The sequence below is a fragment of the Martelella lutilitoris genome (assembly GCF_016598595.1).
Lineage (GTDB): Bacteria > Pseudomonadota > Alphaproteobacteria > Rhizobiales > Rhizobiaceae > Martelella > Martelella lutilitoris_A.
Genome location: NZ_CP066786.1, coordinates 2307826 through 2331342 on the forward strand (window position 1 = coordinate 2307826; position 23517 = coordinate 2331342).

A 23517-nucleotide genomic window follows, 5' to 3' on the forward strand; every position below is an offset into this window, starting at 1 on the left:
GGGGGGTGAAATGGCTTGGTCTGAGGGGTTAGCACTAGGAAGTCCTGCCTATCAAATTGCAGCGTCAAATAATCTCCGTGTGCGCGTTGTGGCAGGTCCCGGCACGGGTAAATCGTTCGCGATGAAACGTCGGGTGGCACGGCTCTTGGAACAAGGAATCCCGCCAGCGTCAATCCTGCCGGTTACGTTTACTCGTGTCGCCGCAGAAGACCTCCATCGTGAGTTAATCAGTATGGACGTGGTAGGTAGCGACAGATTGACGGGCGTTACACTCCATAGTCTTGCCATGCGGATGCTGATGCGAAATCACGTGCTAGGCGCAACTGGCAGAGTGCCACGGCCACTCAACGACTTTGAACTGGAACCGCTCATTTGCGACTTGATGGGCGCACATGGAGGAAAAAAGACGGTAAAGAAGTTCAAGCAAGCGTATGAGGCGGCTTGGGCTCGACTACAACATGAGCAGCCGGGATATGTCCTCGATCCTGCAGACGCGGCATTTCAACAGGACCTACTAAATTGGCTCCACTTTCATCGCGCTATGCTAATCGGCGAGGTGATCCCTCAGTTATATCAGTACCTCCGAAACAACCCGGCAGCGCAGGAGCGCACGGAGTTCCAGCACATATTAGTTGATGAGTATCAGGACCTCAACCGTGCGGAACAATCGGTCATCGAGCTTCTTTCTGATGAGGCTCACGTCTGCATTGTCGGCGACGATGACCAGTCGATCTACAGCTTCAAGCATGCTCATCCAGACGGTATTCGCGAATGGCTCGTTGCAAATTCCGACGCGGATGATCTTGGGCTAGATGATTGTCGCCGTTGCCCGACTTGCGTCGTAGAGATGGCCAACAACCTAATCGGCCACAACCAAATCAGACCAGTCCCTCGAGCGCTGGTCTCGCTGCCCGCCAATGGGCCGGGCGATGTCCGGATTATTCAATACCAGTCGCTCGCAAATGAGGTGAACGGCGTTGCGAACATCATCGCGGGGATGGTTACGAACGGTACGCCACCCGGCGACATACTGGTGCTTGCGCAGCGTGGCGTGATCGGAACGCCGATCTATGAGGCGCTTGTCGCCCTACAGATCCCAGTGCGGTCTTACTATGCGGAAGCGGAACTTGACGCATTAGAAGCTCGCCGCGCGTTCGCGAAGCTGAAACTGCTTATCGACAGAGACGACCGTGTCGCCCTGCGATGGCTGGTCGGAATTGATGGCAATAATTGGCACGCGGCAGGCTACCGTCGTGTGCGCGACCATTGCGAGGCTTCCGGTCTGACGCCGTGGTATGTGCTAGAGCAGATCGCAGCGGGAAACCTTTCTTTGCCTCATACTGGCGGCATCGTCGTCGCTTTCAATGACCTCGTAATGGAACTGACGGCGTTGGAGGCGCTTCCGGACTTAGCTTCTATCGTCGATGAGCTATTCCCGGATGGGCAAACCACAACACGTGACATCCGGCAACTGTCGATCGACATTCTTGCCGAAATGGATATGGAAGAAGGCGCTGAAGGTGAGGAAATCAATGGCGAGTTCCTGGCACGGCTTCAAGAAGCGATAAACCAGCCCGACATCCCTTCGGAAATCCAAGACGTGCGGATCATGAGCCTTCACAAGAGCAAAGGGCTTAGCGCGCCTGTCACGATCATCGCGGGCTGCATTCAAGGCTTACTCCCAAAGCAGCCCGACAACGCACTTCCCGCTGCCCAGCAAGTCCTAGCAATGGAAGAGCAACGGCGGCTGTTCTATGTTGGCATCACGCGGGTAAAAGCAGCGCCAAATGCTGGCAAGCCGGGCACGCTGATTCTGAGCTACTCACAGACAATGCCGGTGGCATCTGCCCTTGGGGCAGGCATCACGCCTGCGCAGACGCAGTATGGCATCGCGTCTCTTCACGCGAGCCAATTTATCGCCGAGTTAGGTCCGGCAGCGCCGCAGCCAATCGCAGGCTAGGACATTGGCGACACGTGATGAACTCTACGCAAAGTTCGGCATAACGGCGGAAGCCGCACAGCTATTCGAGGTTGAACTAGGCTCTCTGCTTCTCTGCGCCCGCGCGATCGAACAAGACTGGAGTTTTAAAGCTGACCCCGATAAGGCGCGAAAGCTTCTTCGCGACATCGACCGGAGCACGCTAGGCCACCTGCTTCGCAGCTTGGAAAAATGCGTAGTGCTTGACGATGGATTGGCTGACCGCTTCGCGTCCGCGCTGCACACGCGGAACAGGTTGTTTCATCGCTTCTATGAATCCCACAACTTCAAAATCCAGACCGACGCAGGGCGTGATGGTATGATGTCTGACCTTGAGGCGATGCATGTCGAGCTTTTCAACGCTTGGCAGATCGCCAGCAGCATGACCGCTACTGCGACAGCATTCTTGCTTAGACTAAGACGCAAGGGAGATTAGTCGCTGCGTCGATCTACTGTGTAATTCACCCACGACGTCCGCATTTCGCCGAGAGAAAAGTCTGCTGGAACGTCCGAAATGAGGGCACAAAGCAGTCGCAAATATTCGCCTCTCTACGACAAGGCTTCAGCCGCCCTCGTGGCTGGAAGCCCCCCCAAAAAAACCTCACCCCTCCCGCAGCATCTCCCACACGGCCGCCACCAACTGCTTCAGATTATACGGCTTCGGGAGAAACCCGAACTTGGCGTCATCCGGCAGGTTTTTCGCAAAGGCGTCGTCGGCATAGCCGGAGACGAAGATGAATTTCAGTTCCGGATATTCCTTGCGCGCCTCGCGCAGCAGCGTCGGGCCGTCCATTTCCGGCATGACCACGTCGGAGACGACGATGTCGACCGCGCCTTCGAGCTTTTCCAGGATCTTCAGCGCATGCACGCCGGTATCGGCCTCGTGCACGGTGAAGCCGCGCATTTCCAGCATGCGCTTGCCCGAGCGGCGCACGGCGTCCTCGTCTTCCACCAAGAGCACCACGGCCGACTGGCCGGTGAGGTCCATATCCTCCTCGCGCGGGGCTTCGTTGTCGCTCTCATTGCCCTCGGAGAAGGCCGAGGCGATCGGCTGGCCCTTGTGGTCTTTCGGCGCTTCGACCGTTTCCTCTGTTCCGACGCGCACATGGCGCGGCAGGAGGATGATGAAGCGGGTGCCCTTGCCGACCTCGGAGACGGCGTTGAGGAACCCGCCCGACTGGGTGACGATGCCATAGACCATGGCAAGGCCGAGCCCGGTGCCCTTGCCCACATCCTTGGTGGTGAAGAAGGGCTCGAAGATCTTGTCCAGCACTTCCGGCGGAATGCCCGTGCCGGTGTCGGCGACTTCGATTTCCACGTAATCGCGTTCCGGCACCTCGCGCAGGCCAAGGCTCACGACCTCGCCGGCTGCGATATTGCGGGTGCTGATCGTCAGCGTGCCGCCGTCCGGCATGGCGTCGCGCGCATTGACGCAGAGATTGGTGATCACCTGGCCGAACTGGCCCGGATCGGTGCGCACCGGCCAGAGATCGCGGGCAAAATCGGTCGTCAGCCGGATATCAGATCCGCCGGTCAGCCGCTCGATCATCATCCGGTTGTCGCCGATGACGTCGTTGAGATCGACCACTTCCGGCCGCATGGTCTGCTGGCGCGAGAAGGCCAGCAACTGCCGCACCAGGCCCGAGGCGCGGTTGGCATTGCGCTTGATCTCGACCAGATCGGCGAATTCCGGGTCGGAGGCGCGCGACTGCAGCAGAAGATGATCGGCCGACAGGAGAATGGCCGTCAGCACATTGTTGAAGTCATGGGCGATGCCGCCGGCAAGAGTGGCGACGGCATTGAGCTTCTGCGTGCGCGCCATCTGCGCCTCGAGCGCCTTCTGCTCGCTGATCTCGATGACATAGACGAGCGCCACGGCATCCGGCCCGCAATCGCGCGCGGCATGGACGAAAACCCGGAAATGGCGGGCGTCATCGCGCGCATGGCGCACCTCGAAGGGGGCGATCTCGCCCTGCCCGTCGGCGGCAGCCGCCAGCGCGTCACGCGCCTTCTGCCGGTCGCCCTCCTCGATCAGCCCGCCGATTCCCGCGCCCCGGCCCACTTCCTCGCGCTTCAGGAGGTCGCTGAACATGGCCAGGAAACGCGCATTGGTGGTCAACAGGCGACCGTCGCGATCAAGCGTGGCAATCGCCATCGGCGTGTCGTCGAAGAAGCGGCCCTGTCCGGCAAGGCCCGTCTCGGCGTCCCTGCCTTCCTCGCGCTTCAGCACCACGGTGCGGCTTTCGGCCGGGTGGCCGTCGCGGCCTCCGGTCATGTCATGCAGCAAGGTCACCGGCATGTGACGCCCGGACGGCAGACGCAGCGAGGCCTCGACCGTCTCGCTCAACCGCTGCCCCGGCTCGGCCTCAAGCGTGTCGAGAAGGGTCATGCCCTCGCCGCCGATCACATCGGCAAGACGCACCGTCCCGGCGACGAAACCCGCCAGGTCGATGCCGAGCCAGCCGGCGAGCGTGGCGTTCAGATAGCGGATCTTGCCTTCGCCATCTGAGGTCAGAAAGCCGACCGGCGCATGATCCAGATAATCAATTACCTTCTGCAACTCCTTGAAATAGCGCTCCTGTTCCTGCCTCTCCTCGGTAATGTCGGAGATCTGCCAGATGTTGAAATTGCGGGTGTGGGCGCGGCTGTCGGTCACCGGAAAGAAACGGGCGCCGAGGCGGTACCAGCGCGCCTCCCCCTTGCCCGAAAGCGGGTGCGCCAGGCGGAACTCCTCCTGGTCGTCGTCGCCGCCGCGCACAGACTGCGTCAGCCTGTAGAGCACTTCGGAGCTCTCCGGCTCCTCCGACAGCAGGGCCTCTAGACTGGGCGGCAGGCCGCCATCCGTCGCGCCTGTCAGCCGGCCATAGGCCGCATTGGCGTAGACCATGCGGTCACGGTGGTCGGTAATGACAACGGCCTGGGGGAACTGATCCAGAAACGGACCGGCAAAGCTGTTCTGCCGGGCGCCGGGAAAGAGCTGGGCCAGGCCGGTCAGCACGGCAAGGCCGAAAAACACGCCGAGAACCGCGAAAAGCCCGAGGATCGCGAGCAGGATATCCTCCGGCAGATAGCCGCGATACTGATAGCCGATGGTGACGATCACCGCCAGAATGAGCAGAACCAGCGCAAGCTTGGCGACAACGCCGGAGCCGGGCCCTCGCCTGATGACGGGCTTGGCAGCCTTTTCGCTCTGTCGATCCATTGCAACCTCATCATCTGCGCTTTCCGGCGGTAAGTCACGGAAGCGCATATTCTCTGCATCTCTTCTTCTGCGGAAAAGGCGACCGACGCCCCTCCGCCCGGCATGCGCCAGGCCGCCCGCGAGGGGCAAGCTTTAGTCATTCTGACGCGTCAAGATAGGCTGAAATGCTTAAAATTGGGTATTGGACGGGCGAATCTCTACAGAGGACGGCGATGCCCTGCAGTTCTGCCTTGAAGGCGCCCGCCAAAAAGTTGATATTCCGGTCACAACGCGCTTGAAACCCTGGCGCGAAATACGAAACCGGCCACAATTGATTCCGGCTCCTTGAAGAAGACTGCCGAGCGAAAGACATATGATGGGAAACATGACCTTCAGCAACGCCATTTTCGATTTCCCGCTTCTGTCGCTGGGCGTCATCGTGCTGGCCGTTCTGGCGATCTGGTTCCTGCTGCGCCACAGGCCGCCATCCCCCTTCATCAAGGGCGGAAAGAACAGAAGGCCGCGGCTCTATGTCGTCGACGCTGCTGCCGTCGACGCGCGCAGGCGCGTCGTGCTTGTGCGGCGCGACAATGTCGAGCATCTGGTGATGATCGGCGGACCGAACGACATCCTGCTCGAAACCCGGATCCCGGCCCCCATCGGCACGCGCCACAGACCCGAAACGGCTCAGCCGCCGGCAAAGAGCGAGCAGCAGGCTCCGGCCAAGGCGCAGCCAGAAGCCGAGTGATTCGCCAACAGGACGAACACCGCAGGCGATCGCGGGAGACCCCGATCGCAATGGGCATCGCTGCGACAGCCGCAATATCAAACCAAAAGGCCGCGTCCTGATCGGGCGCGGCCTTTTGGTGTGTTCTGCTATTCGTCGCGGTAGACTTTCTCGCGTCGCTCGTGGCGTTCCTGCGCCTCGATCGACAAGGTCGCGATCGGCCGCGCATCCAACCGCTTCAGGCCAATCGGCTCGCCGGTCTCCTCGCAATAGCCGTAGGTCCCGTCGTCGATCCGCCGCAATGCCGCATCGATCTTGGAAATCAGCTTGCGCTGACGGTCTCTCGCCCGCAATTCGATGGATCGGTCGGTTTCGGAAGAGGCCCGGTCTGCGAGGTCCGGATGATTGGCGCTTTCGGCGGCCAGGTTATCGAGCGTTTCGCGGGCTTCCCGCAAAATGTCATTTTTCCAGGCGATCAGTTTCGCCCGAAAATAGGCCCGCTGGTTGGGATTCATGAACTCTTCGTTATCGGAGAGAACATAGCTACTAAGATCAATGTTCTTGTTCAAAGCCATTCTCCTGAACAACACCCCACGGGCGCTGTATATCCCAAACAAACCTGATAATTCAAGTCTCTGCTGTAAATTTGAGCAGCCCAATAAATGTTGAAAAAATAGGCCTGTTTTCCGGTTTTTCTGCGCGAAAAGAGGGCAACTGCCATAAAACATTCATCGAAGGCCGGCAACGCCCGGTTTTATGCGGCACACGGTCGATTCGTGTGTTCTCCGGCGCCTGCCTTGCCCGGATTGTGGCCGGGCGACGTGCCGCGCCGTTGCGGAATGGGCTGCGTCCGGCAATAAAAAAAGCAGGCGGGCTTGCCGAAATTTCGTGATAAGGACATGTTCGAACCCGCTGATCCGCCGGAAACGGCGGATTCCGCACCGCCGAAACCGCTTCATGCCGCTTCGAGATGAGCAATGTCGACGATCAGCCCTCACCCTGAACGGATCTATCTTTTCCGGCACGCGCAGGCCGTCTGGCCGGAACCGACCATGCGCGACTTCGAGCGCCCGCTGTCAAAGCGCGGCGTCGATGATGCCGCCGAAATCGCCCGCCGGATGAAGGCTGCGGGTTATGTGCCGGAGGTCATCCTTTCGTCCTCCGCGATGCGCTGCCGCCAGACCGCCGATGCGGCCTATCGCGCGCTTGATCGCATTCCCTCCTGCCGGTTCATCGACGATTTCTATCAGGCCGCGCCGGTCACCTATATCGAGGCGATTTCCGACCACGCCGACCGCCAGTCCGTGCTGATCTGCGGCCACAATCCCGGGATCGAGGAAACGCTCCTGATGCTCGTGGGCTACGAGGCCTTCAACGCCACCTGCCCCTATGGCTTTCCCACCGCCGGCATCGCCGTGCTCGACCATGCCGGCGCGCAGCAACAGGCCGGCGACGGAGCGCCCGAATGGAAGGTCACGGCTTTCCTGGCGCCGTGAACCAGCCGGCGGCATCCTGCCTTTCAACCCGGCCCGGCCCTGCCTATATTGCGGTCAGAACCGGAAAAGGAAGCCGATCTTCATGCCGATCCACACGTCGCTTGGCGACAATGCCCGCATAACGCTCGACACGATTTCCGATCGCGCATCCGATCTCATCCAGCCGACGCTGCGCCTGGGCGTCACCGGGCTTTCGCGCGCGGGCAAGACCGTGTTCATCGCCTCGCTCGTCCACAATCTTCTCCATCGCGGACGGCTGCCGATGTTCGAGGCCATGCGTTCGGGCCGGCTTTCAAATGTCAGCCTCGACGAGCAGCCGGACGACCAGATTCCGCGCTTCGACTATGAGAGCCATATCGACCGGCTGGTGGATGACAGGATCTGGCCGGAATCAACCCGTGCGATCTCCGAATTGCGGCTGACCATCGAATTTGAAAGCGCCAGCCGCTGGAACCGGATGTTCTCGCGCGGCAGAATCGCAATCGACATTGTCGACTATCCGGGCGAATGGCTGCTCGACCTGCCGCTTCTCGGCCAGGATTTTCGTACTTTCTCGGCTGAAACCGAGGCGCGCGCGCAAAGCGGCGCACGCGCGGCGCTTGCCCGAGGCTGGCTGGAGACCTGCAACGGTCTCGACTATGACGCGCCGGCAGACGAAAAGACGGTCAGGGCCCTGCATGAGACCTTCACGACCTATCTGACGGCCTGCCGGGCCGACGAGCACTCTCTTTCCACGCTGCCACCCGGCCGGTTCCTGATGCCGGGAGACCTTGAGGGGTCGCCGGCGCTGACCTTCGCGCCGCTTGCCGGTCTTGGCGAGGGCACGCCGAAACGCGGCTCGCTCGCCGCCCTGATGGAGCGCCGTTACGAGGCCTACAAGTCCGTGGTCGTCAAGCCCTTCTTCCGCAATCACTTCGCCCGTCTCGACCGTCAGATCGTTCTGGTCGACACGCTTCAGGCGCTGAGTCGCGGCCCTGAAGCGGTCGCCGACCTGGAACGCGCGCTCTGCGAGGTCCTCGCCTGTTTCCGGCCGGGCCGCAATAGCTGGCTCTCGTCGCTGGTGCGGCGGCGCATCGACCGGGTTCTGATCGCCGCGACCAAGGCCGATCACCTGCATCACGAAAGCCATGACCGGCTTGAAAAGCTGACGCGTCGCCTCGTCGACGATGCGGCAAAGACGATCGGCGCCTCGGGCGCCGGCATCGAGGTGATGGCGCTCGCCTCCGTCCGGGCCACCCGCGAGGCAACGGTCGAAAGCGGCGAAAGCCTGTTGCCGGTGATCGTCGGGACGCCGATGGAAGGTGAGAAGATCGGCTCGGAAACCTTTGACGGAAAACGGAAAACGGCGATCTTTCCCGGTGACCTTCCGGCCAATCCGGATGCCTTTTTCCGGCTGTTGCGGCGCGGCGGCAAGGCGCCGGACAATCTGGCGGATATCAATGCCGTGCGATTCCGTCCGCCGGAGATCGACATCGAGGGCCAGGAGGGGCGGCTTTCGATCCCGCATATCCGCCTCGACCGCGCCCTGCAGTTCCTTCTGGGAGACCGGCTGGCATGACACCCAATGATCCGCGCAAACCCGGCGCCTTCGACATCGAGGAAGAAAAGCGCGAAGCAGAGAGCGTCCAAAGGCGAAAGCCGCGTCATTTTGACGATCCGGACGTCAGGATGACGCCGGATGAGGAGGACCCCTTCCTGCGGGAAGCGGAAACCATCGCCGCCGAAGAAGACGAGCCGCCGGTCGCGACCATGAAGAAGCGCGGCTTCTCCTTCTCGAAACTGGCTGCCGCCGCCTTCGCCATCGTCCTGTCGCTGGCAATCGGGCTCTGGATCGACGATCTGGTGCGCAGCCTGTTCGCTCGCGCCCCATGGCTCGGCTGGCTTGCGCTCGGCGCGGTCATCGTCGGCGTCCTGGCCGCGATCGTGGTCGCGACGCGGGAGGCGATTGCGATCCTGAGGCTCGGCGCGATCCAGACCATCAAGCTGCGTATCGCCGAGGCCCACGCCGGCCGCGACGCGGAGGCCGCCCGCAAGGCCGTGGGCGAGCTGGCATCGCTTGTCGCCGGCAAGGCCGAAACCGCCCGCGGACGCAAGCGCCTCGGCGAACTCGAGGAGTCGATCATCGATGCCCCGCAATTGGTGGAATTTGCCGAGCGCGAAATGATGGCGCCGCTCGATATCAAGGCGCGCGCGCTGATCCTCAACGCCTCCAAACGCGTCTCCGTGGTCACCGCCATCAGTCCGCGCGCGGCGGTCGATATCCTCTATGTCTTCTACGAATCGATCCGCCTGATCCGCAACATGGCCGAGCTATACGGCGGGCGACCGGGTTCGATCGGTCTCTTCCGGCTGATCCGCGACGTGCTCGCACATCTTGCCGTCACCGGTTCGATCGCCGTCGGCGACAGCCTCGTGCAGCAAGTGCTCGGCCACGGGCTCGCCTCCAGGCTTTCGGCCCGGTTTGGCGAAGGCATGATCAACGGGCTGATGACGGCGCGCATCGGCATCGCCGCCATGGATCTCTGCCGCCCGATGCCGTTCACCGCCCTCAAGCGGCCGGGAATCGGCGATTTCATCAACGATCTCGGCCCGGGCGAGAAGCGCGATCTCTCAACTCCCTGACCGCCCATCCACCCGCGATGCGCGCAGACAAACCAAAGCTTAACGTTTCCTCTTCATTCTTGCCGCTCAACCGAAACCAGACCTGCCACGCGCAGTTGCCCGGAAACGCCAAGATGAAACGACGGCCAGCACCCCTGTTCAGTTCCGCGATGATCGCCGTAGCCTTCGTCGCGGCCCTGCCCGCAAACGCCGCCGCGGAAAGCGCCGACAGCGCCTTCTTCCGCAAGGTGGCGGGCAAATGGTCGGGCCCCGGCAAGATCGTCGAGGGTAAGATGAAGGGCACCCGCTTCCGCTGCGAACTCGACGGGCTTCCCATCGAGGGGGAGAAGGACGGGTTCAAGCTCGACGGCAAATGTCGCGCGGGCCTGTTTTCCCACCCGATGACCGCCGTGTTCATTCGCGAGGAAGACGGTTACCGCGGTCGCTTTCTCGACGGCGAGGACGGCGACGGCCTGGAGGTGACCGGCGGCTCGGTCGAAGACGGCAAGGCGGTGATCGAACTCAGACGCGAGGATGTCGAGGGCGCGCTGGTCACCAGCCTGAAAGGCCCGGAAGACCTCAACATCACCCTCCTGATCAAGGGCGGCACCCGCTACGTCCCGGTCATCGGGCTCTCGCTGAAGCGCCAGACGGACCCGCTTTCGGTCGGATCGATCGACTGATACGGCCTAGCTTTTCCACCAGTCCCCATCGTCGCTGACGGGATCGATGCCGCCCCTTTCCGCCTCATCACGCCATTCGACGACCGTGCGGCCCGCCACGACGAGGTCCGGAGCGATCTCGGAAAGCGGCACGAGCACGAAGCCGCGCTCGGTCATGCGCGGGTGCGGGACGGTGAGAAGATCGCTTTCCTGTCTGATGTCGCCGAAGGTCAGGATGTCGATATCGATGAGGCGCGGTCCCCAGCGCCTGTCGCGCACCCGTTTCAACCGTTTCTCGATATCGAGGCAGAAGCGCATCAATTCTTCGGGCGCCCGTTGCGTCTCGATCAGGGCACAGCAATTGATGAATGGCGGCTGTTCGACCGGCCCCCAGGGCGGCGTGCGATAAAGGCGCGAGACCGCGATGACCCGGGTCTGAGGGTCTGCGTCGAGAAGAGCCAGCGCCCGGGCCATGGCTTCGGCCGGTTCCCCCAGATTGCCGCCGAGGCCGAGCGCGGCGCGGATCGTCTCATTCGACATCGTAGGCGACCTTGGCCTCGGCATGGTCGAGAAGGCCGGGAACGGGGGCGGCGGGCTTGCGCACCGTCACTTCGATCCGCCTGATCGCATCGTAGTGGCGCGAAACCGAAACGGCGATCGCATGCGCCAGCGCCTCGATCAGCTTGAAGCGGCGGCCGGTGACAACGTCCTTGGTGATGCGGTAGACCTCGCCGTAATCGACGGCCTCGGAGAAATCGTCATGCAACACCGCCGCCTCGTCCTCGATATGCATGATGATATCGACATAGAAGCGCTGGCCGAGCCGCTCCTCCTCCTCCATCACCCCGTGGGTGGAAAAGAAGGCGCAGTTTTTCAGGGTGATCACATAGCGGCCGTTCATGATGGGTCTCCGGTGTGTCGCGCAATCATGGCATCGGCGAATGCGAGCGCCGCGCGGTTGGCGCCGACATTGTGGACACGAAAGATCGCGCCGCCGGCAAGGCGGGTGATCGCGGTGGTCGATGCGGTTGCGAAATCGCGGGTCAGGTTGTCGTCGGCGCCGCCGATTGCGGCAACGAAGCGCTTGCGCGATGTGCCGATCAGGAGCGGCAGGTCGAGCGCATGAAGCGCGTCGAGATGCGCCATGATCGCCAGGTTGTCCTCGACATCCTTGCCGAAACCGAATCCCGGATCGATGACCAGCTGGCTGTCGTCAATGCCCGCTGCGCGCGCCGCTGCGAGCGCCTTGTCGAGGAAAAAGAGCTGGTCGGCGACAGGGTTGGCAAGCGTTTCGCGGTTCCGGCTCGTATGCATCAGACAGTAACCTGCCCCGGTCTCCGCCGCGATCCGCAAGATTTTCGGCTCGGCCGTGCCGCCGCTCACGTCGTTGATGATATGGGCGCCGGATGAAACCGCAAGCCGCGCGGTCTCGGCGCGATAGGTGTCAACGGAAATCAGCGCTCCGGTCTTTTCCGCCAGCGCCTCTACCACGGGAAGAACCCGCGCCTGCTCTTCCTCGGCTGATATCGGAGCCGCGCCCGGCCTGGTCGATTCTCCGCCGATATCAAGGATGGCCGCTCCCTCCTCGACAGCCTGCAGCGCATGATCGACGGCAGCCTCTGTATCGACAAACTGTCCGCCGTCGGAGAAGGAATCCGGCGTCACGTTGACGATCGCCATCAGCACGCCGACGGGTCCAAGCGCAAGCGTACGGCCCTTAGCGCAGGACAGCGTGCGCGGCCTGAAACAGGGCGTCGGAGCTTGCATCATGGCCCTACCCTCTTTGCGTGCTGACGGATTGGTCTTTTCGGCGGCGCGAGCGGCCACCCGGCCACCCGTATCAGCCCTGTTCGTCGGGCACGCGCACCGTCAGTCCATCAAACTCCGGACGCATGTTGATCTGACAGGACAACCGGGAATTGGCGCGAAGGTCGACCGCGAAATCCAGCATGTCCTCTTCCATCGGCTCGGGCTCGCCGACCTTTTCGAACCATTCCTCATCGACATAGACGTGGCACGTCGCGCAGGCGCAGGCGCCGCCGCATTCCGCCACGATGCCCGGCACGCCGTTGCGCACCGCGTTTTCCATCACCGTCGAGCCTTCCTCCACCTCGAGATCGTAAACGGTGTCATCATTGCCGATGATTTTCAGTTTAAGCATGTCATGGACCTTAATGTTCAAAGCGCCGGGCGGCATCGAGGATTGATCGGTTCTTCCCTCATTCCGCGCGAACAGTCAATATTTGCGTCCGACGTGACGATCCGGATCGCAAAAGGCGCCCTGGAAAGAAAAGTTCAATATGTGGAAAGCCTCAGAAAAGGCGCATTATGGTTAATATTTGCTAAATGACGGAATTTGATCGCTTTTTGCAGCTCCTTCCGGCCGCATTTCAGCACCGGAACGCGTTGCGGCCGGATCCGGTACGCCGGATGATGTTGTGCGGCTTTTGTGAATATGCGATTGAAAACGGGGGTAATCCCTTGAAATAGAAGACATTTGCCTGTCTTCCACCGCCCGTCGCCTCAAGCGGGGGCCGCAGCGACAAGGCAAATGAAGACTGTTTCGAACCTGTGTGCCGGCCATCTGCCCAGTTCGGGCCAGACTGAACCGGTTTTGAAGTTTCAGGGCTTTTCGGACCCGTCGACTCAAGACGGACGTCCGGAACGGCCCGCGTGTCACGAGGCGTATCCATGGCGAAACAATCAGGCGGCACTTCGCTCGACGATCAGGCACTTCACGCGCTGGAGGATGCCCTGTCATCCGATCCGTCCGAACAGAACGCCGACGGCGAAACGCCGCGCGAACAGGAAGCGCCACCGCGCAAGGAAAGCGTTTTCGGGAGCCGGGCCGCCAAGAGCGCGCGCGCCGAGGAAGAGCGCGCCAACGCCCCCCGGCCAAAATCGCCCGCCTTCCGTCCCGCCAATGATCCGGGCATGCTGTCGACGCAGCGCGTGCTCAAGGCCTTCGAACGCCGCTCCACCATCAGGGCCCTGCGCACGTCCACGATCATGTCAGCCGGCTGGCTGGCGCTTGGCGTCACGGGAACGCTGGTGGCCTTCGGCAGCCGCATCTTCAACGCCTCCTCCTTCGCCGACATTCTGAGCATTGACGGCATCGGCCTCGCCGCGGCGCTGACTGTCGCACCGATCTTCGTCTTTTACGCCTTCAACATCATGCTGGCGCGCGCGCGCGACATGCAGGAGGCCGCCCGCTCGATGGCCGAGGTGGCGCTGCGCCTCTCCGATCCGGACGAGAACGCTGCCCAGCAGGTGCGCAGCGTCAGCCAGGCCGTTCGCCGCGAAGTCTATGCCATGAACGAAGGCATCGAGCGCACCATCGCCCGCGCTTCGGAACTTGAGAACCTCGTTCATTCCGAGGTCAATGCGCTGGAGCGCAGCTATGCCGACAACGAAATGCGCATCCGCAACCTGGTGCAGGAACTGACGGCCGAGCGCGAAGCCGTGGTCAGCCACGCCGCCCGCCTCAGGACCTCGATCCTCGGCACCAACGATCAGCTCAAGGACCAGATCGGCACGGTCATGGATGACCTCACCCGCAAGGTGAGCACGGCCGGCGACGGGGTTGCCGAAATGCTCGAGACCCGGGCCGCCGTGATCAACGAGAATACCGCCCGCGCCGTCGCCTCGATCGGCGACCTGCTTGAGGACCGCTCGAGCGCGCTCAGGAGCGAGTTCGATCGAAACTATGGCGCGCTTTCCGATCTGTTTGACCAACGCTTCACCGATCTTTCGCAGCGCTTCGACGAACGCGGCCGTACCCTGATCGGCGATTTCACCGCAAGCGCCACCGCGCTCAACGCGGAGACCGAACAGTTGACTTCCGCGCTTTCCGAACGCGGCGGTCAGCTGGAAACGCTTCTCGGCGAACGCACGCAGACCCTGCGCGCCGTTGCCGAAGAGAGCGAGACCGCGATGAACGCCGCGCTGGAGCGGGTTGTCGGCGGCCTGTCGACGACGCTCACCGAAAGCCAGGCCCGTTTCAACCGGCAGATCAGCGAGACCGATGCCGAGATCGCCCGTCAGGTCGAGGAACGCGCGCAGTATGTCGACCAGCGCCTCGAGGCCACGATCTCCCGCCTCGGGACCGATCTCGACAGCCGGCTCGATGCCTTCACCAGCGCTTTCGAGGAAAGCGGCGGCGCCATGGAAGGCCGGATCGACACGACGCTCGGACGTTTCAACCAGATCGTCTCCGAAGGCCGCTCGAGCATCGATACGATGCTGTCCCATGCCTCCGACAGGCTTCAGGAGCAGATGACCGATCACACGCTGTCGCTGGCGACGACGCTGTCGACCAGCACCGAAATGCTCGACCAGACGCTCAAGACCAACGTCAAGGAGATCAGCGAAACCATCGGAGCCGATCACGGCAGACTCGAGCAGGTCTTCTCCGACGCTTCGCAACGGCTGGAAGAAAAGCTCACCCGCTTCAGCCAGCAGATCACCGGCGGCGAGGCCAATATCAGCGCAACGCTCGACGATGCCGGCGAAAGGCTCGGCGAGCGCCTGAACGACCAGGCGATCATGCTCGCCACCACGCTTTCGACCAGCGAGGAAGCGTTTGCGATGTCGCTCGAAGGCCATACCGCCCGTATCGAGGAGCGGATGCGCGAGGGCAACGAGCGCCTGAGCGGCACGCTGACGGGGGCATCGGACCGAATCGACGACCAGCTTGCCCGGTTCAACGAGCGCATCGGCAACGGCGAAAACGGGATTGCCGCCGTTCTGGACAATGCCTCGGAACGCCTGCAGGAGCGCATGAACGACCATGCGGCCGGTCTGGCCACGACGCTGTCGATCAGCGAGGATACCTTCGGCGAAAGCCTCGGCGCGCATACGGAAAGGCTGCAGATAGCCCTGCGCGAGGGCCAGGAGCGGCTCGACGGCTCGCTCTCCGGCGCTTCCGAACGGCTTCAGTCGCAGCTTGCGAATTTCAACGCCACGGTCAGCGCGGGCGAGACGGGGATCGCCTCGGCGATGTCCTCGGCGACGGAGCGCCTCAACGAACAGATGAACGATCAGGCGATCATGCTCGCCAACACGCTCTCGACAGCCGAGGAGACCTTCGGCCAGACGTTGAGCGCGCATTCCGAAAGGCTTCAGGAAACGCTGAACGAAGGCCATGGCCGCATCGACGGCTCCCTTTCCGGCGCGTCCGAACGTCTCGAAGCTGAGCTTGAGCGGTTCAACGCCCAGATCAATGACGGCGCGACCGGCATCGGCGCGACGCTTTCCGCGGCCACGGCACAGCTCGGGGAGCAGATGAGCGAGCAGTCCATCATGCTCGCCACCACGCTTTCGGCGGCTGAGGAGACTTTCGCCCAGACGATCGACGCCAGGACCGCAAGGCTCGGGGAAACGCTCGAAGGTGGCCAGGGTCGGCTCGATCGCGCGCTTGGCGAAGCGACAGGTCACATCGACCGCCAGCTGGGACAGTTCACCGAGCGCCTCGGCAGCGGCGAGGCCGGCATCACCGCCGCCCTTTCCGGCGCGACCGAACGGATCGAGGCGCAGATTTCCGAGAAATCCGATCTGCTTTCCCTCAGGCTCTCTTCCGCGCAGGCAGCCCTTGAGGAAACCTTCGACGCGCATGAGCGCCGCATGAGCGACACGAGCGAGAAGAGCCGCCAGCGGATCGCGGAAACACTCGACAATACCGGCGAGCGCTTCGAGACCACGATCGGCGGCGCCGCCGACAGGCTCGAGGCCGGTCTGAGCCGCCGCGAGGAGAGCATCACGGCCGCCCTCTCCGGCGCCGGCGAACGCCTGGACGAGCGCCTTTCCGACCATGCCATGATGCTGGCTGCGACGCTGTCTACCAGCGAGGAAAGCCTTAGCCAGACAATCGATTCCTCGACCACGCGTCTCGCCGAAACGCTCTTAGAAGGCCAGACGCGCCTGACGGGCGTCTATCGCGATGTCGCAACCAGCCTTCAGGAAACGGTCGACACCCAGGCCAGGGCGTTCGACGGCCGGATTTCCGAGATCGACGACCGCATCACGAAAACCTTCGCCGAGCGCGAAACCGGCATTCGCAGCGCCTATGAAGACGGCCAGACGCGGCTCGAAGACAGCCTTCGTTCGGGAACGGGCGCGCTCGAAAAAGCGCTCGAGCGGGCGAGCACGGACATTTCCGAGACGCTCGCCGACAGCACGACCAGCATTTCCGCCACGATTGCCGCCTCCTCCAGCCTGCTCGAAATGTCGCTGGAGGGCCGCGAGACCGCGCTTCGCGAAACCATCGACAAGGCCGGCATGGCGCTTGAGGACAGGCTGCGCGGTTCCGCCGGCGCGATTGCCGAGAAGGTCTCAACCGCGGCAGGCCTGATCACCCGCTCGGCCGAGACCATGACAGGCCGGGTCGAATCCTCCTTCGGCGCGCTAGGGGAAAGTCTCGACAAGCACGGCCAGAGCGTGGAGGCCGGCGCCATCCGCATCGAAGGCCTCGTTGACGAGGCCGGACGCCGGCTCGACAGGGCGCTGAACGACCATGCAAGCGCCATTGAGAATACCGGCAGCGCGGTGGAGAGCCGCCTCACCGCCTCGCTCTCCGGCCATGTCGAACGGCTGGCCGAGACCGGCGAGACCACCCGCAACCGGCTGGAGGCGACCTTTGGGGAGCAGAACTCCGGCTTCGAACGCGCCTCGCGGGAAGCTGCAGACCGGCTCACCGCTTCCGCCGATGCCGCGCATACCCGCATCAGCGATACGCTTGCCGAGAACGCAACGCGGCTTGAACAGGCGGGCGAAACCGTCGCCAACAGCCTGAACGAGACATTGCTGACCCACGAAAACGCCTTCATGCTGACCGGCGCCCAGCTCGACGAACGTCTCGGCGGCACGCTGGACGAAAAGGCGCGCATGATTGAGACCGCGAGCGGCGCCGCCGTCGAGCGGCTGGGCGAGACCCTCGACGCCCGCCGCAGCGCAATTGCTTCGACGCTCGAGCACGGCCAGGCAAACATCGAGAGCCGCTTCTCCGGCCTTGAAAGCGCCCTCGACCAGGGCCTCGTCAGGATCAGCGACACAATGGACCGCCGCTCCGGCGAGCTTGCCGGACGCATCCGCGACACGGTTTCCGAAACCTCCGCCGATATGGAGCGCAGCGCCGAGGACGCCCGCCTCAAGCTGGAACAGGCCGGCCAGAGCTTCACCGAACAGGTTTCCGGCGCCGTCGCCTCCGCGCGGCAGAGCATGGAAGGCTCGGCCCACGAAATCTTCGACCGCGCCCGTCAGATGCAGGCGGAACTCGCCAGTCAGGCAGCCCTTGCCGGCGAGCATGCGTCGGAAAACAGCACGCGGATTTCCGAGATCCTGTCTGCCACCAGCAGCCGGATCGACAACCAGATCGAGACGATCCGCCGGACGATGGGCGAGGCCGAGCAATTGCTGGCCGAACGCGGCGAACGGCTGAACAGCGGCATTGCCGGCACGGCCGACATGCTGTCCGGTCAACTCGAGGCATCCGAGAAATCGATGACCGAACGGGCGCAGGCGCTGCGCGATAACCTCGGCGCCCAGATGAAGGCGCTGGAGGAAACGCTCGGCACGGTCGATCGCGTGCTGGCTGCGCGCGGCGATGCCGTCGGCAATGCGCTCGACGAACGCGCCCGCGACATGAATTCGATGCTTTCCGGGCACACGAGCACGCTCAGCAGCCTGATCGAGGAGAAGGCCCGCCCGTTGATCGAGAGCTATGGCGAGACCGGCCGTCTCGCCGCCGAGCGGATCCACCAGGCTTCGCAGGAAGGCAGCCGCCAACTGCGCGCCGACGGGAACGCGCTTGCCGGCAATGTCGAGGCGCTCGTCAGCCACCTCTCCCAGAGCCACCAGATGCTCGCCGGTCTGGTGGATGAAGCCGCCGCCCGCCTCTCTTCCGCCGACGAGCAACTGGCTTCGACCGCCAACCGCATCAACGAGACCGCGGAACGTTCGTCCGCCTCGCTCGAGCAGTCCAGCAGCCTGCTTGGCGCCAAGGTCGACGCGCTCGACGGCAGCGCCGCCGGCGCTCTTGAAACAGTGCAGAGCCTGGTCGCGCAGATCGAAAGCCATGCCGGCGTGCTCGACCGCGCCTCGAACCTGATCGAGAGCGCGCAGTCGAACCTCGCCAGCACGCTTTCCGAACGCCAGGAGGCGCTTGGCCTCCTTTCACAGGGCCTCGCCGAGCGTTCGCAGGAGATCGAGAAGGGACTGAAGGGTGTCGCCGCAGCCGTGGCCGCCACGATGGAAAAGACGGGGCAGGATGCCGAGAGCATGTCGCAGCGGGTTGCCGAAACCATGCGCGGCTCGGTGGACGACGCCGCCCGCCGGTTCTCCGGCGCCACGCAGGAAATCGAGCGGATATCCGCCGAGATCCGCGCCGAACTCGACAACACCCGCGAGGCGGTCAAGCGCGGCATTCACGACATGCCCGAAGAGGCGCGCGAGAGCGCCAAGGCCATGCGCAAGGCCGTGGAGGACCAGATCCGCGCCCTTGAGGATATCTCGTCAATGATCGCGACATCGCGCTCGCAGGTTTCCGCGCCCGAAGCGCCGCGCCCGCAGCAGAAGACGGAAGAGCCCGTCGCCCGGCGGCCCTTCGCCAGCCCGCCCGCCGGTTCGCTGAGCGCGCCCAGCCTTTCGGCGGTAATGCCGAAACAGCAGCCTGGGCACGCGCCGCGACAGCAGGCGGTGACACGTACCGCCGGCAATGCGCCGGGCGGAGAAGGCTGGATCAGCGATCTTCTGAGGGCAGCCGCCCGCGAGGAAGCCGGCCAGCGCGACAGCCAGCAGGCGCGCCCCGCGCAGTCAACGGCCAGCGAGCGCAAGCCCAACCAGGTTGTCGATTCGCTGAACTCACTGTCCGTCGATATCGCCCGCGCCATCGACCACGATGCCTCGGTCGAACTCTGGGGCCGCTACCAGCAGGGTGAAAGGGACGTCTTCACACGCAGGCTCTACACGCTCAAGGGCCAGCGCACCTTTGACGAGATCAAGGCGAAATATGAGGGCGACCGCGAATTCAAGACGGCCGTTGACCGCTATATCGCCGATTTCGAGAAGCTGCTTTCGGACGTGATGCGCAAGAACCGCGACCGCGGCGCCGTCCAGTCCTACCTGACGTCGGACACCGGCAAGGTCTACACCATGCTTGCCCATGCGGCGGGTCGGCTGAAGTAGGGCAAGCGTCAAGCGCATCCCAATCAGAAAGGGGCGGTTCCGACGGGACCGCCCCTTATTTTTCGACAAAGCTTGCGCCACCCTCATCCGTCATGCTCGGGCCTGTCCCGAGCATCTAGACACACATCAACGCGACAAGCGTTTCGGCCAATCAAAATGCATTTAAATACAATATATTACAAAACACCAACACCGCTCGTGCGAAACGGTGGTTAGATCCTCGGGACAAGCCCGAGGATGACGTCCATACAGAAGGATGGCTTTGTCGGTAGCCTGAGAGGCAGCCCCAGCAGCCTTCCCCGAACCCGACCTCCCTAAAGCCTTCGCGAAACCGGCAGGACCGAGAGCGTACCGAAGGTCGACCGAAGCGCGCCCCAGACCCCGCGCCGGTTGACGACCATCACCGCAATCGCGATCGCGCCCATGGCCATCAGGTACCAGGCGCCCCAGTCGGCGGCGATCCAGCGCAAGAGGAAAAACAGCACCGTGCCGATGATCGGCCCCTCGATGGAGCCAAGCCCGCCGATGACGACGATGAAGATGACGAAGGCCGTCCATTCATTGACGCTGAAGGCGGCATCGGGCGTGATTCTCAGCTTCTGCAGGAAGATGAAGGCGCCGGTCAGGCCCGTGTAAAAGGCGGCGAAGACATAGACCATGAATTTGACCGCCTCGACGCGCACGCCGACGCTTTCCGCTGCCGGCGCGCTGTCGCGGATCGCCGTCAGCGCCAGACCCCAGCGCGAGCGCAGAAGGCCCCACACGGCGGCGATGGAAACGACGCCGAGGCCAAAGGCGATGTAGTACATGATCATTTCGCGGGCAAAGCGGTCGGCCGAAAGCGAGCGGACAATTGCAACCGGCAGCGATATCCCCGATCCCCCGCCGAGCGCGCCGATCTGCGCCATGGAAAGCCGGAAGACCTCGGCTATCACCCAGGTGCCGATGGCGAAATAGGCGCCTTTCAGACGGAAGGCGACCCATCCCGTGGGCACCGCGATGACGGCGGTGGCGACGGCTGCCGCCGGAATGGCCACGAGCAACGGCACGTTCAGGAACATGGCGAGCGCGAAGAACAGATAGCCGCCGAGCCCGACGAAAGCCTGCTGACCGACGGAGATCAGCCCGGTGTAACCGGCAAGCAGGTTCCACATCTGGGCAAGCGCCAGAAGGCTGAAGGCCTCCATCAGAAGCCGCAACCCCGAAGGCCCGGCCCAAAGCGGCGCGACGGCAAAGAGGACGAGCGCTGCGGCGAGAACCACGCGCAGGCCGGGCGAGACGAAATCGCGCGGGACGGGCGGCGCGGTCGGAAGGGAAAGGGTCATCGGCTCACCTCACATTTTCGGAAACAGGCCGCGCGGCCGCACGACGAGAAGGGCGAGGAAGACGAGATGCCCCGCCAGGATCTGGTAGCCCGCGTCGATCTGCGCGCCCACGGTCTGGGCGATGCCGAGAATGATGCCGCCGGCAAGCGTGCCCCAGAGGCTGCCGAGCCCGCCGATGATCACCGCCTCGAAGGCGAAGATCAGACGGACAGGACCGGCCGACGGATCGAAATTGGTCTTCATCGCCAGGAAGATGCCGGCAACGCCGACGACGACGCTCGCCATCATCGTCGCAAGCGCAAAGATGTGGGCGTTCTTCGCCCCCATCAGCGGCACGATTTCCGGGTCGTCGGAAGTGGCGCGCAGGAGCCTTCCGAGCGATGTGCGATAGAAGATGAACTGCAGGATGGCAATCACCGCCACGGCCGTCGCGAACATCAGGAGCGGCAGGTAACCGACGGCAAGCCCGCCGCCGAGCGAAAGGCTGCCGGTGTCGAGCCCGCCTGCGACAAGGCGTTGGCTGTCGGCGGAAAAGATCTCCAGCAGCGCGTTCTGGATGATGATCGACATCCCGAAGGTCACCAGGATCGGGAGAAGAATGTCCTTGCCCAGCATGCGGTTCAGGAGGACGCGCTGATTGAGGTAACCGGCAGCCCCCAGAATGGCGAGAACGGCGACGGCGGCGATCGCCGGATGAATGGCCCAGCCAGCGACGAAGGCGACCATGAGATAGGCCGCCGTGACGATGAAATCGCCATGGGCGATGTTGATGAAGCGCATGACGCCGAACATCAGGCTGAGGCCAGCGGCAAAGAGCGCATAAAGGCCGCCGAGCAGGACGCCCTGCAGAACCGCGTTGACGAAAACCATCACGAAGCCTCCTTCAGATCGGACGCGCCGAAATAGGCGGCGGCGATTTCCTTGCGGGTGAGCGAGGCGGGCGTGCCCGTCAGCGTCACCCTGCCCTCCATCAGGCAATAGACCCGGTCGGCGACGGCAAGCGCCTGCCCGACATCCTGCTCGACGACGAGCACCGACGCCCCCGAGGCGCGGATTTTCGGAAGGGCCCGGTAGATGTCGCGGATGATCTTCGGCGACAGGCCGAGGCTGATCTCGTCGCAGAGCAGCAGCACCGGGTTCGACATCAGCGTCCGGCCGATCGCCACCATCTGCTGCTGCCCGCCGGAGAGCGCCGTGCCGGGATTTTTCCGTTTCTCAACGAGATCGGGAAACAGATCATAGACCGCCTCGAGGTTCCAGGCGCCCTTGCGCCCGCCGGCGGCCCCGATCAAGAGGTTTTCCTCGACGGAAAGCGAGGGGAAAAGCCGCCTGCCCTCGGGCACCAGCGCAATGCCGGCGCGATGGATGCGATCGGCCGGCCACCCCGCTATGGCCTCGCCGCTGAAGGAGAGCGTTTTTGCGCGCGACGGCACCAGGCCGGTCAGCGCCTTGAGGAAGGTGGATTTCCCCGCGCCATTGGCGCCGATCAGCGCCACGGCCTCGCCTTCGCCGACCGCGATATCGACGCCGAACAGCGCCTGGAAATCGCCGTAGAAAGCTTCGAGGCCTTCGGTTTCAAGCAGTTTCGTCATCGACGGCGATCCCCATGTAGATTTCCTGAACCAGCGGATCGGCCATGACGGCGGTGGGCTTGCCATCGGCGACGATGCGGCCGAAGTCGATGACGATCAGCCGCTCGACCACCGCCGTCAGCGCATGCACGACATGCTCGATCCAGATGATGGACACGCCCGCATCGCGGATGCCGCGGACCGTTTCGACAAGGTCATAGCACTCCGCCTCCGTCAGCCCGCCGGCGATCTCGTCGAGCAGCAGAAGCTTCGGCCCGGAGGCGAGCGCGCGAGCAAGCTCCAGCCGCTTGCGCTCCAGCAGCGTCAGGCTGCCGGCCGGCCGGTTGGCCTTGCCCATCAGCCCGGTGCGCTGAAGGATTTCGGCGCATACCTCCTTGCCGCCGCCGCCGCCCGGCGCTCCGAAAGCGGCGGCCACCAGCAGGTTTTCGTAGACGCTCATGCCGGTGAAGGGGTGCGGGATCTGGAACGAGCGGGCAATGCCCATACGGCAGCGCTCGGCGGCGCTCTTGCGGGTGACGTCGCGGCCCTCAAAGAAGATGGCGCCCGATGACGGCGACAGCGCGCCGCCGATCAGGTTGAAGAGCGTCGACTTGCCGGCGCCGTTCGGGCCGATGATGCCGAGGGCCTGGCCCTCCGGAAGGTCGAAGGTGACATTGTCGGCAACCGTCAGCGCGCCGAAACTCTTGTTGACGCCCGAAAGCGAAAGGATCGTCGTCATGAAAACTCTCCCGGCGGGATCCGGGAAGGGCGCGCCCTCCCCGGACCGCACGCTTTG

General features: G+C 63.5%; 19 protein-coding genes. 8 read left to right on the plus strand and 11 right to left on the minus strand.

From position 1 onward, the window contains the following. The first annotated feature begins 10 nt into the window (after positions 1–10). Complete coding sequence (locus JET14_RS10925; RefSeq protein ID WP_200333492.1) at positions 11–1960, plus strand: UvrD-helicase domain-containing protein; 1950 nt, start codon at positions 11–13, stop codon at positions 1958–1960. A 4-nt stretch (positions 1961–1964) separates the two neighbouring features. Further along, complete coding sequence (locus JET14_RS10930; RefSeq protein ID WP_200333494.1) at positions 1965–2414, plus strand: hypothetical protein; 450 nt, start codon at positions 1965–1967, stop codon at positions 2412–2414. Positions 2415–2579: 165 nt separating this feature from the next. On the opposite strand, the gene cckA is transcribed toward JET14_RS10930, so the two are convergent. Further along, positions 2580–5180, minus strand: coding sequence for a cell cycle histidine kinase CckA (cckA, locus tag JET14_RS10935; RefSeq protein WP_200333496.1), 2601 nt, complete (start codon positions 5178–5180; stop codon positions 2580–2582). Between the two features lie 364 nt (positions 5181–5544). On the opposite strand from cckA, the gene JET14_RS10940 reads away from it, so the two are divergent. After that, complete coding sequence (locus JET14_RS10940) at positions 5545–5907, plus strand: flagellar biosynthetic protein FliO (RefSeq protein ID WP_246750288.1); 363 nt, start codon at positions 5545–5547, stop codon at positions 5905–5907. 128 nt (positions 5908–6035) lie between these two features. Here JET14_RS10940 and dksA read toward each other — a convergent pair whose 3' ends face one another. Both dksA and JET14_RS10950 read right to left on the minus strand, forming a co-directional pair. Then, positions 6036–6455: an RNA polymerase-binding protein DksA gene (gene dksA / locus JET14_RS10945; RefSeq protein ID WP_200333502.1), complete on the minus strand. Its 420-nt coding sequence runs from the start codon at positions 6453–6455 to the stop codon at positions 6036–6038. Between the two features lie 58 nt (positions 6456–6513). Next, on the minus strand, positions 6514–6864 hold the full coding sequence (locus tag JET14_RS10950; RefSeq protein WP_200333503.1) for a hypothetical protein: 351 nt from the start codon (positions 6862–6864) through the stop codon (positions 6514–6516). On the opposite strand from JET14_RS10950, the gene JET14_RS10955 reads away from it, so the two are divergent. The 4 genes from JET14_RS10955 to JET14_RS10970 all read left to right on the plus strand — a co-directional run bounded on the left by JET14_RS10955 (position 6864) and on the right by JET14_RS10970 (position 10666). Next, positions 6864–7382, plus strand: a complete 519-nt coding sequence (locus tag JET14_RS10955) for a SixA phosphatase family protein (RefSeq protein ID WP_200333504.1) — start codon at positions 6864–6866, stop codon at positions 7380–7382. The genes JET14_RS10950 and JET14_RS10955 overlap by 1 nt on opposite strands. A gap of 82 nt (positions 7383–7464) precedes the next feature. Then, positions 7465–8940, plus strand: a complete 1476-nt coding sequence (locus tag JET14_RS10960; RefSeq protein WP_200333506.1) for a YcjX family protein — start codon at positions 7465–7467, stop codon at positions 8938–8940. Then, positions 8937–10004 carry a YcjF family protein gene (locus JET14_RS10965; protein WP_200333508.1) on the plus strand — a complete coding sequence of 356 codons (1068 nt, stop codon included), beginning with the start codon at positions 8937–8939 and terminating at the stop codon, positions 10002–10004. The genes JET14_RS10960 and JET14_RS10965 overlap by 4 nt, the downstream gene beginning before the upstream one ends. 113 nt (positions 10005–10117) lie before the next feature. Further along, complete coding sequence (locus tag JET14_RS10970; protein ID WP_200333510.1) at positions 10118–10666, plus strand: hypothetical protein; 549 nt, start codon at positions 10118–10120, stop codon at positions 10664–10666. 6 nt (positions 10667–10672) lie between these two features. Here JET14_RS10970 and folK read toward each other — a convergent pair whose 3' ends face one another. From folK to JET14_RS10990, 4 genes are all read right to left on the minus strand, one after another. Continuing rightward, the gene (gene folK, locus JET14_RS10975; protein ID WP_200333512.1) at positions 10673–11185 is read right to left on the minus strand and encodes a 2-amino-4-hydroxy-6-hydroxymethyldihydropteridine diphosphokinase; all 513 of its coding nucleotides are present in this window, start codon (positions 11183–11185) and stop codon (positions 10673–10675) included. Next, positions 11175–11546 (minus strand): dihydroneopterin aldolase, encoded by a 372-nt coding sequence (folB, locus tag JET14_RS10980; protein WP_200333514.1) that lies wholly within the window; start codon positions 11544–11546, stop codon positions 11175–11177. The genes folK and folB overlap by 11 nt, the downstream gene beginning before the upstream one ends. Then, the gene (gene folP / locus JET14_RS10985) at positions 11543–12415 is read right to left on the minus strand and encodes a dihydropteroate synthase (protein WP_200333516.1); all 873 of its coding nucleotides are present in this window, start codon (positions 12413–12415) and stop codon (positions 11543–11545) included. The genes folB and folP overlap by 4 nt, the downstream gene beginning before the upstream one ends. A 70-nt stretch (positions 12416–12485) precedes the next feature. Next, positions 12486–12806, minus strand: a complete 321-nt coding sequence (locus JET14_RS10990) for a 2Fe-2S iron-sulfur cluster-binding protein (protein WP_061449870.1) — start codon at positions 12804–12806, stop codon at positions 12486–12488. 530 nt (positions 12807–13336) lie between these two features. Here JET14_RS10990 and JET14_RS10995 point away from each other — a divergent pair. Then, entirely contained in the window at positions 13337–19825 is a 6489-nt protein-coding gene (locus JET14_RS10995) for a hypothetical protein (protein ID WP_200333518.1), read from the plus strand. Between the two features lie 314 nt (positions 19826–20139). On the opposite strand, the gene JET14_RS11000 is transcribed toward JET14_RS10995, so the two are convergent. The 4 genes from JET14_RS11000 to JET14_RS11015 are packed head-to-tail and all read right to left on the minus strand — an operon-like array spanning position 20140 to position 23460. After that, a complete protein-coding gene (locus JET14_RS11000) occupies positions 20140–21150 on the minus strand; it encodes a branched-chain amino acid ABC transporter permease (protein ID WP_200333520.1) in 1011 nt (336 codons plus the stop codon). Between the two features lie 9 nt (positions 21151–21159). Beyond that, positions 21160–22020 carry a branched-chain amino acid ABC transporter permease gene (locus JET14_RS11005; protein ID WP_200333522.1) on the minus strand — a complete coding sequence of 287 codons (861 nt, stop codon included), beginning with the start codon at positions 22018–22020 and terminating at the stop codon, positions 21160–21162. Then, positions 22020–22742, minus strand: a complete 723-nt coding sequence (locus JET14_RS11010; RefSeq protein ID WP_200333524.1) for an ABC transporter ATP-binding protein — start codon at positions 22740–22742, stop codon at positions 22020–22022. Before JET14_RS11010 ends, JET14_RS11005 begins: the two co-directional genes overlap by 1 nt. Further along, positions 22726–23460, minus strand: a complete 735-nt coding sequence (locus JET14_RS11015) for an ABC transporter ATP-binding protein (RefSeq protein ID WP_200333526.1) — start codon at positions 23458–23460, stop codon at positions 22726–22728. Before JET14_RS11015 ends, JET14_RS11010 begins: the two co-directional genes overlap by 17 nt. Positions 23461–23517 lie beyond the last annotated feature (57 nt).

Coding starts and splice junctions, on each gene's coding strand:
- JET14_RS10925 (WP_200333492.1), top strand. CDS start 11: ATGGCTTGGTCTGAGGGGTTAGCACTAGGAAGTCCTGCCTATCAAATT.
- cckA (WP_200333496.1), bottom strand. CDS start 5,180: ATGGATCGACAGAGCGAAAAGGCTGCCAAGCCCGTCATCAGGCGAGGG.
- JET14_RS10940 (WP_246750288.1), top strand. CDS start 5,545: ATGACCTTCAGCAACGCCATTTTCGATTTCCCGCTTCTGTCGCTGGGC.
- JET14_RS10955 (WP_200333504.1), top strand. CDS start 6,864: ATGTCGACGATCAGCCCTCACCCTGAACGGATCTATCTTTTCCGGCAC.
- JET14_RS10960 (WP_200333506.1), top strand. CDS start 7,465: ATGCCGATCCACACGTCGCTTGGCGACAATGCCCGCATAACGCTCGAC.
- JET14_RS10965 (WP_200333508.1), top strand. CDS start 8,937: ATGACACCCAATGATCCGCGCAAACCCGGCGCCTTCGACATCGAGGAA.
- JET14_RS10970 (WP_200333510.1), top strand. CDS start 10,118: ATGAAACGACGGCCAGCACCCCTGTTCAGTTCCGCGATGATCGCCGTA.
- folK (WP_200333512.1), bottom strand. CDS start 11,185: ATGTCGAATGAGACGATCCGCGCCGCGCTCGGCCTCGGCGGCAATCTG.
- folB (WP_200333514.1), bottom strand. CDS start 11,546: ATGAACGGCCGCTATGTGATCACCCTGAAAAACTGCGCCTTCTTTTCC.
- folP (WP_200333516.1), bottom strand. CDS start 12,415: ATGATGCAAGCTCCGACGCCCTGTTTCAGGCCGCGCACGCTGTCCTGC.
- JET14_RS10990 (WP_061449870.1), bottom strand. CDS start 12,806: ATGCTTAAACTGAAAATCATCGGCAATGATGACACCGTTTACGATCTC.
- JET14_RS10995 (WP_200333518.1), top strand. CDS start 13,337: ATGGCGAAACAATCAGGCGGCACTTCGCTCGACGATCAGGCACTTCAC.
- JET14_RS11000 (WP_200333520.1), bottom strand. CDS start 21,150: ATGACCCTTTCCCTTCCGACCGCGCCGCCCGTCCCGCGCGATTTCGTC.
- JET14_RS11005 (WP_200333522.1), bottom strand. CDS start 22,020: ATGGTTTTCGTCAACGCGGTTCTGCAGGGCGTCCTGCTCGGCGGCCTT.
- JET14_RS11010 (WP_200333524.1), bottom strand. CDS start 22,742: ATGACGAAACTGCTTGAAACCGAAGGCCTCGAAGCTTTCTACGGCGAT.
- JET14_RS11015 (WP_200333526.1), bottom strand. CDS start 23,460: ATGACGACGATCCTTTCGCTTTCGGGCGTCAACAAGAGTTTCGGCGCG.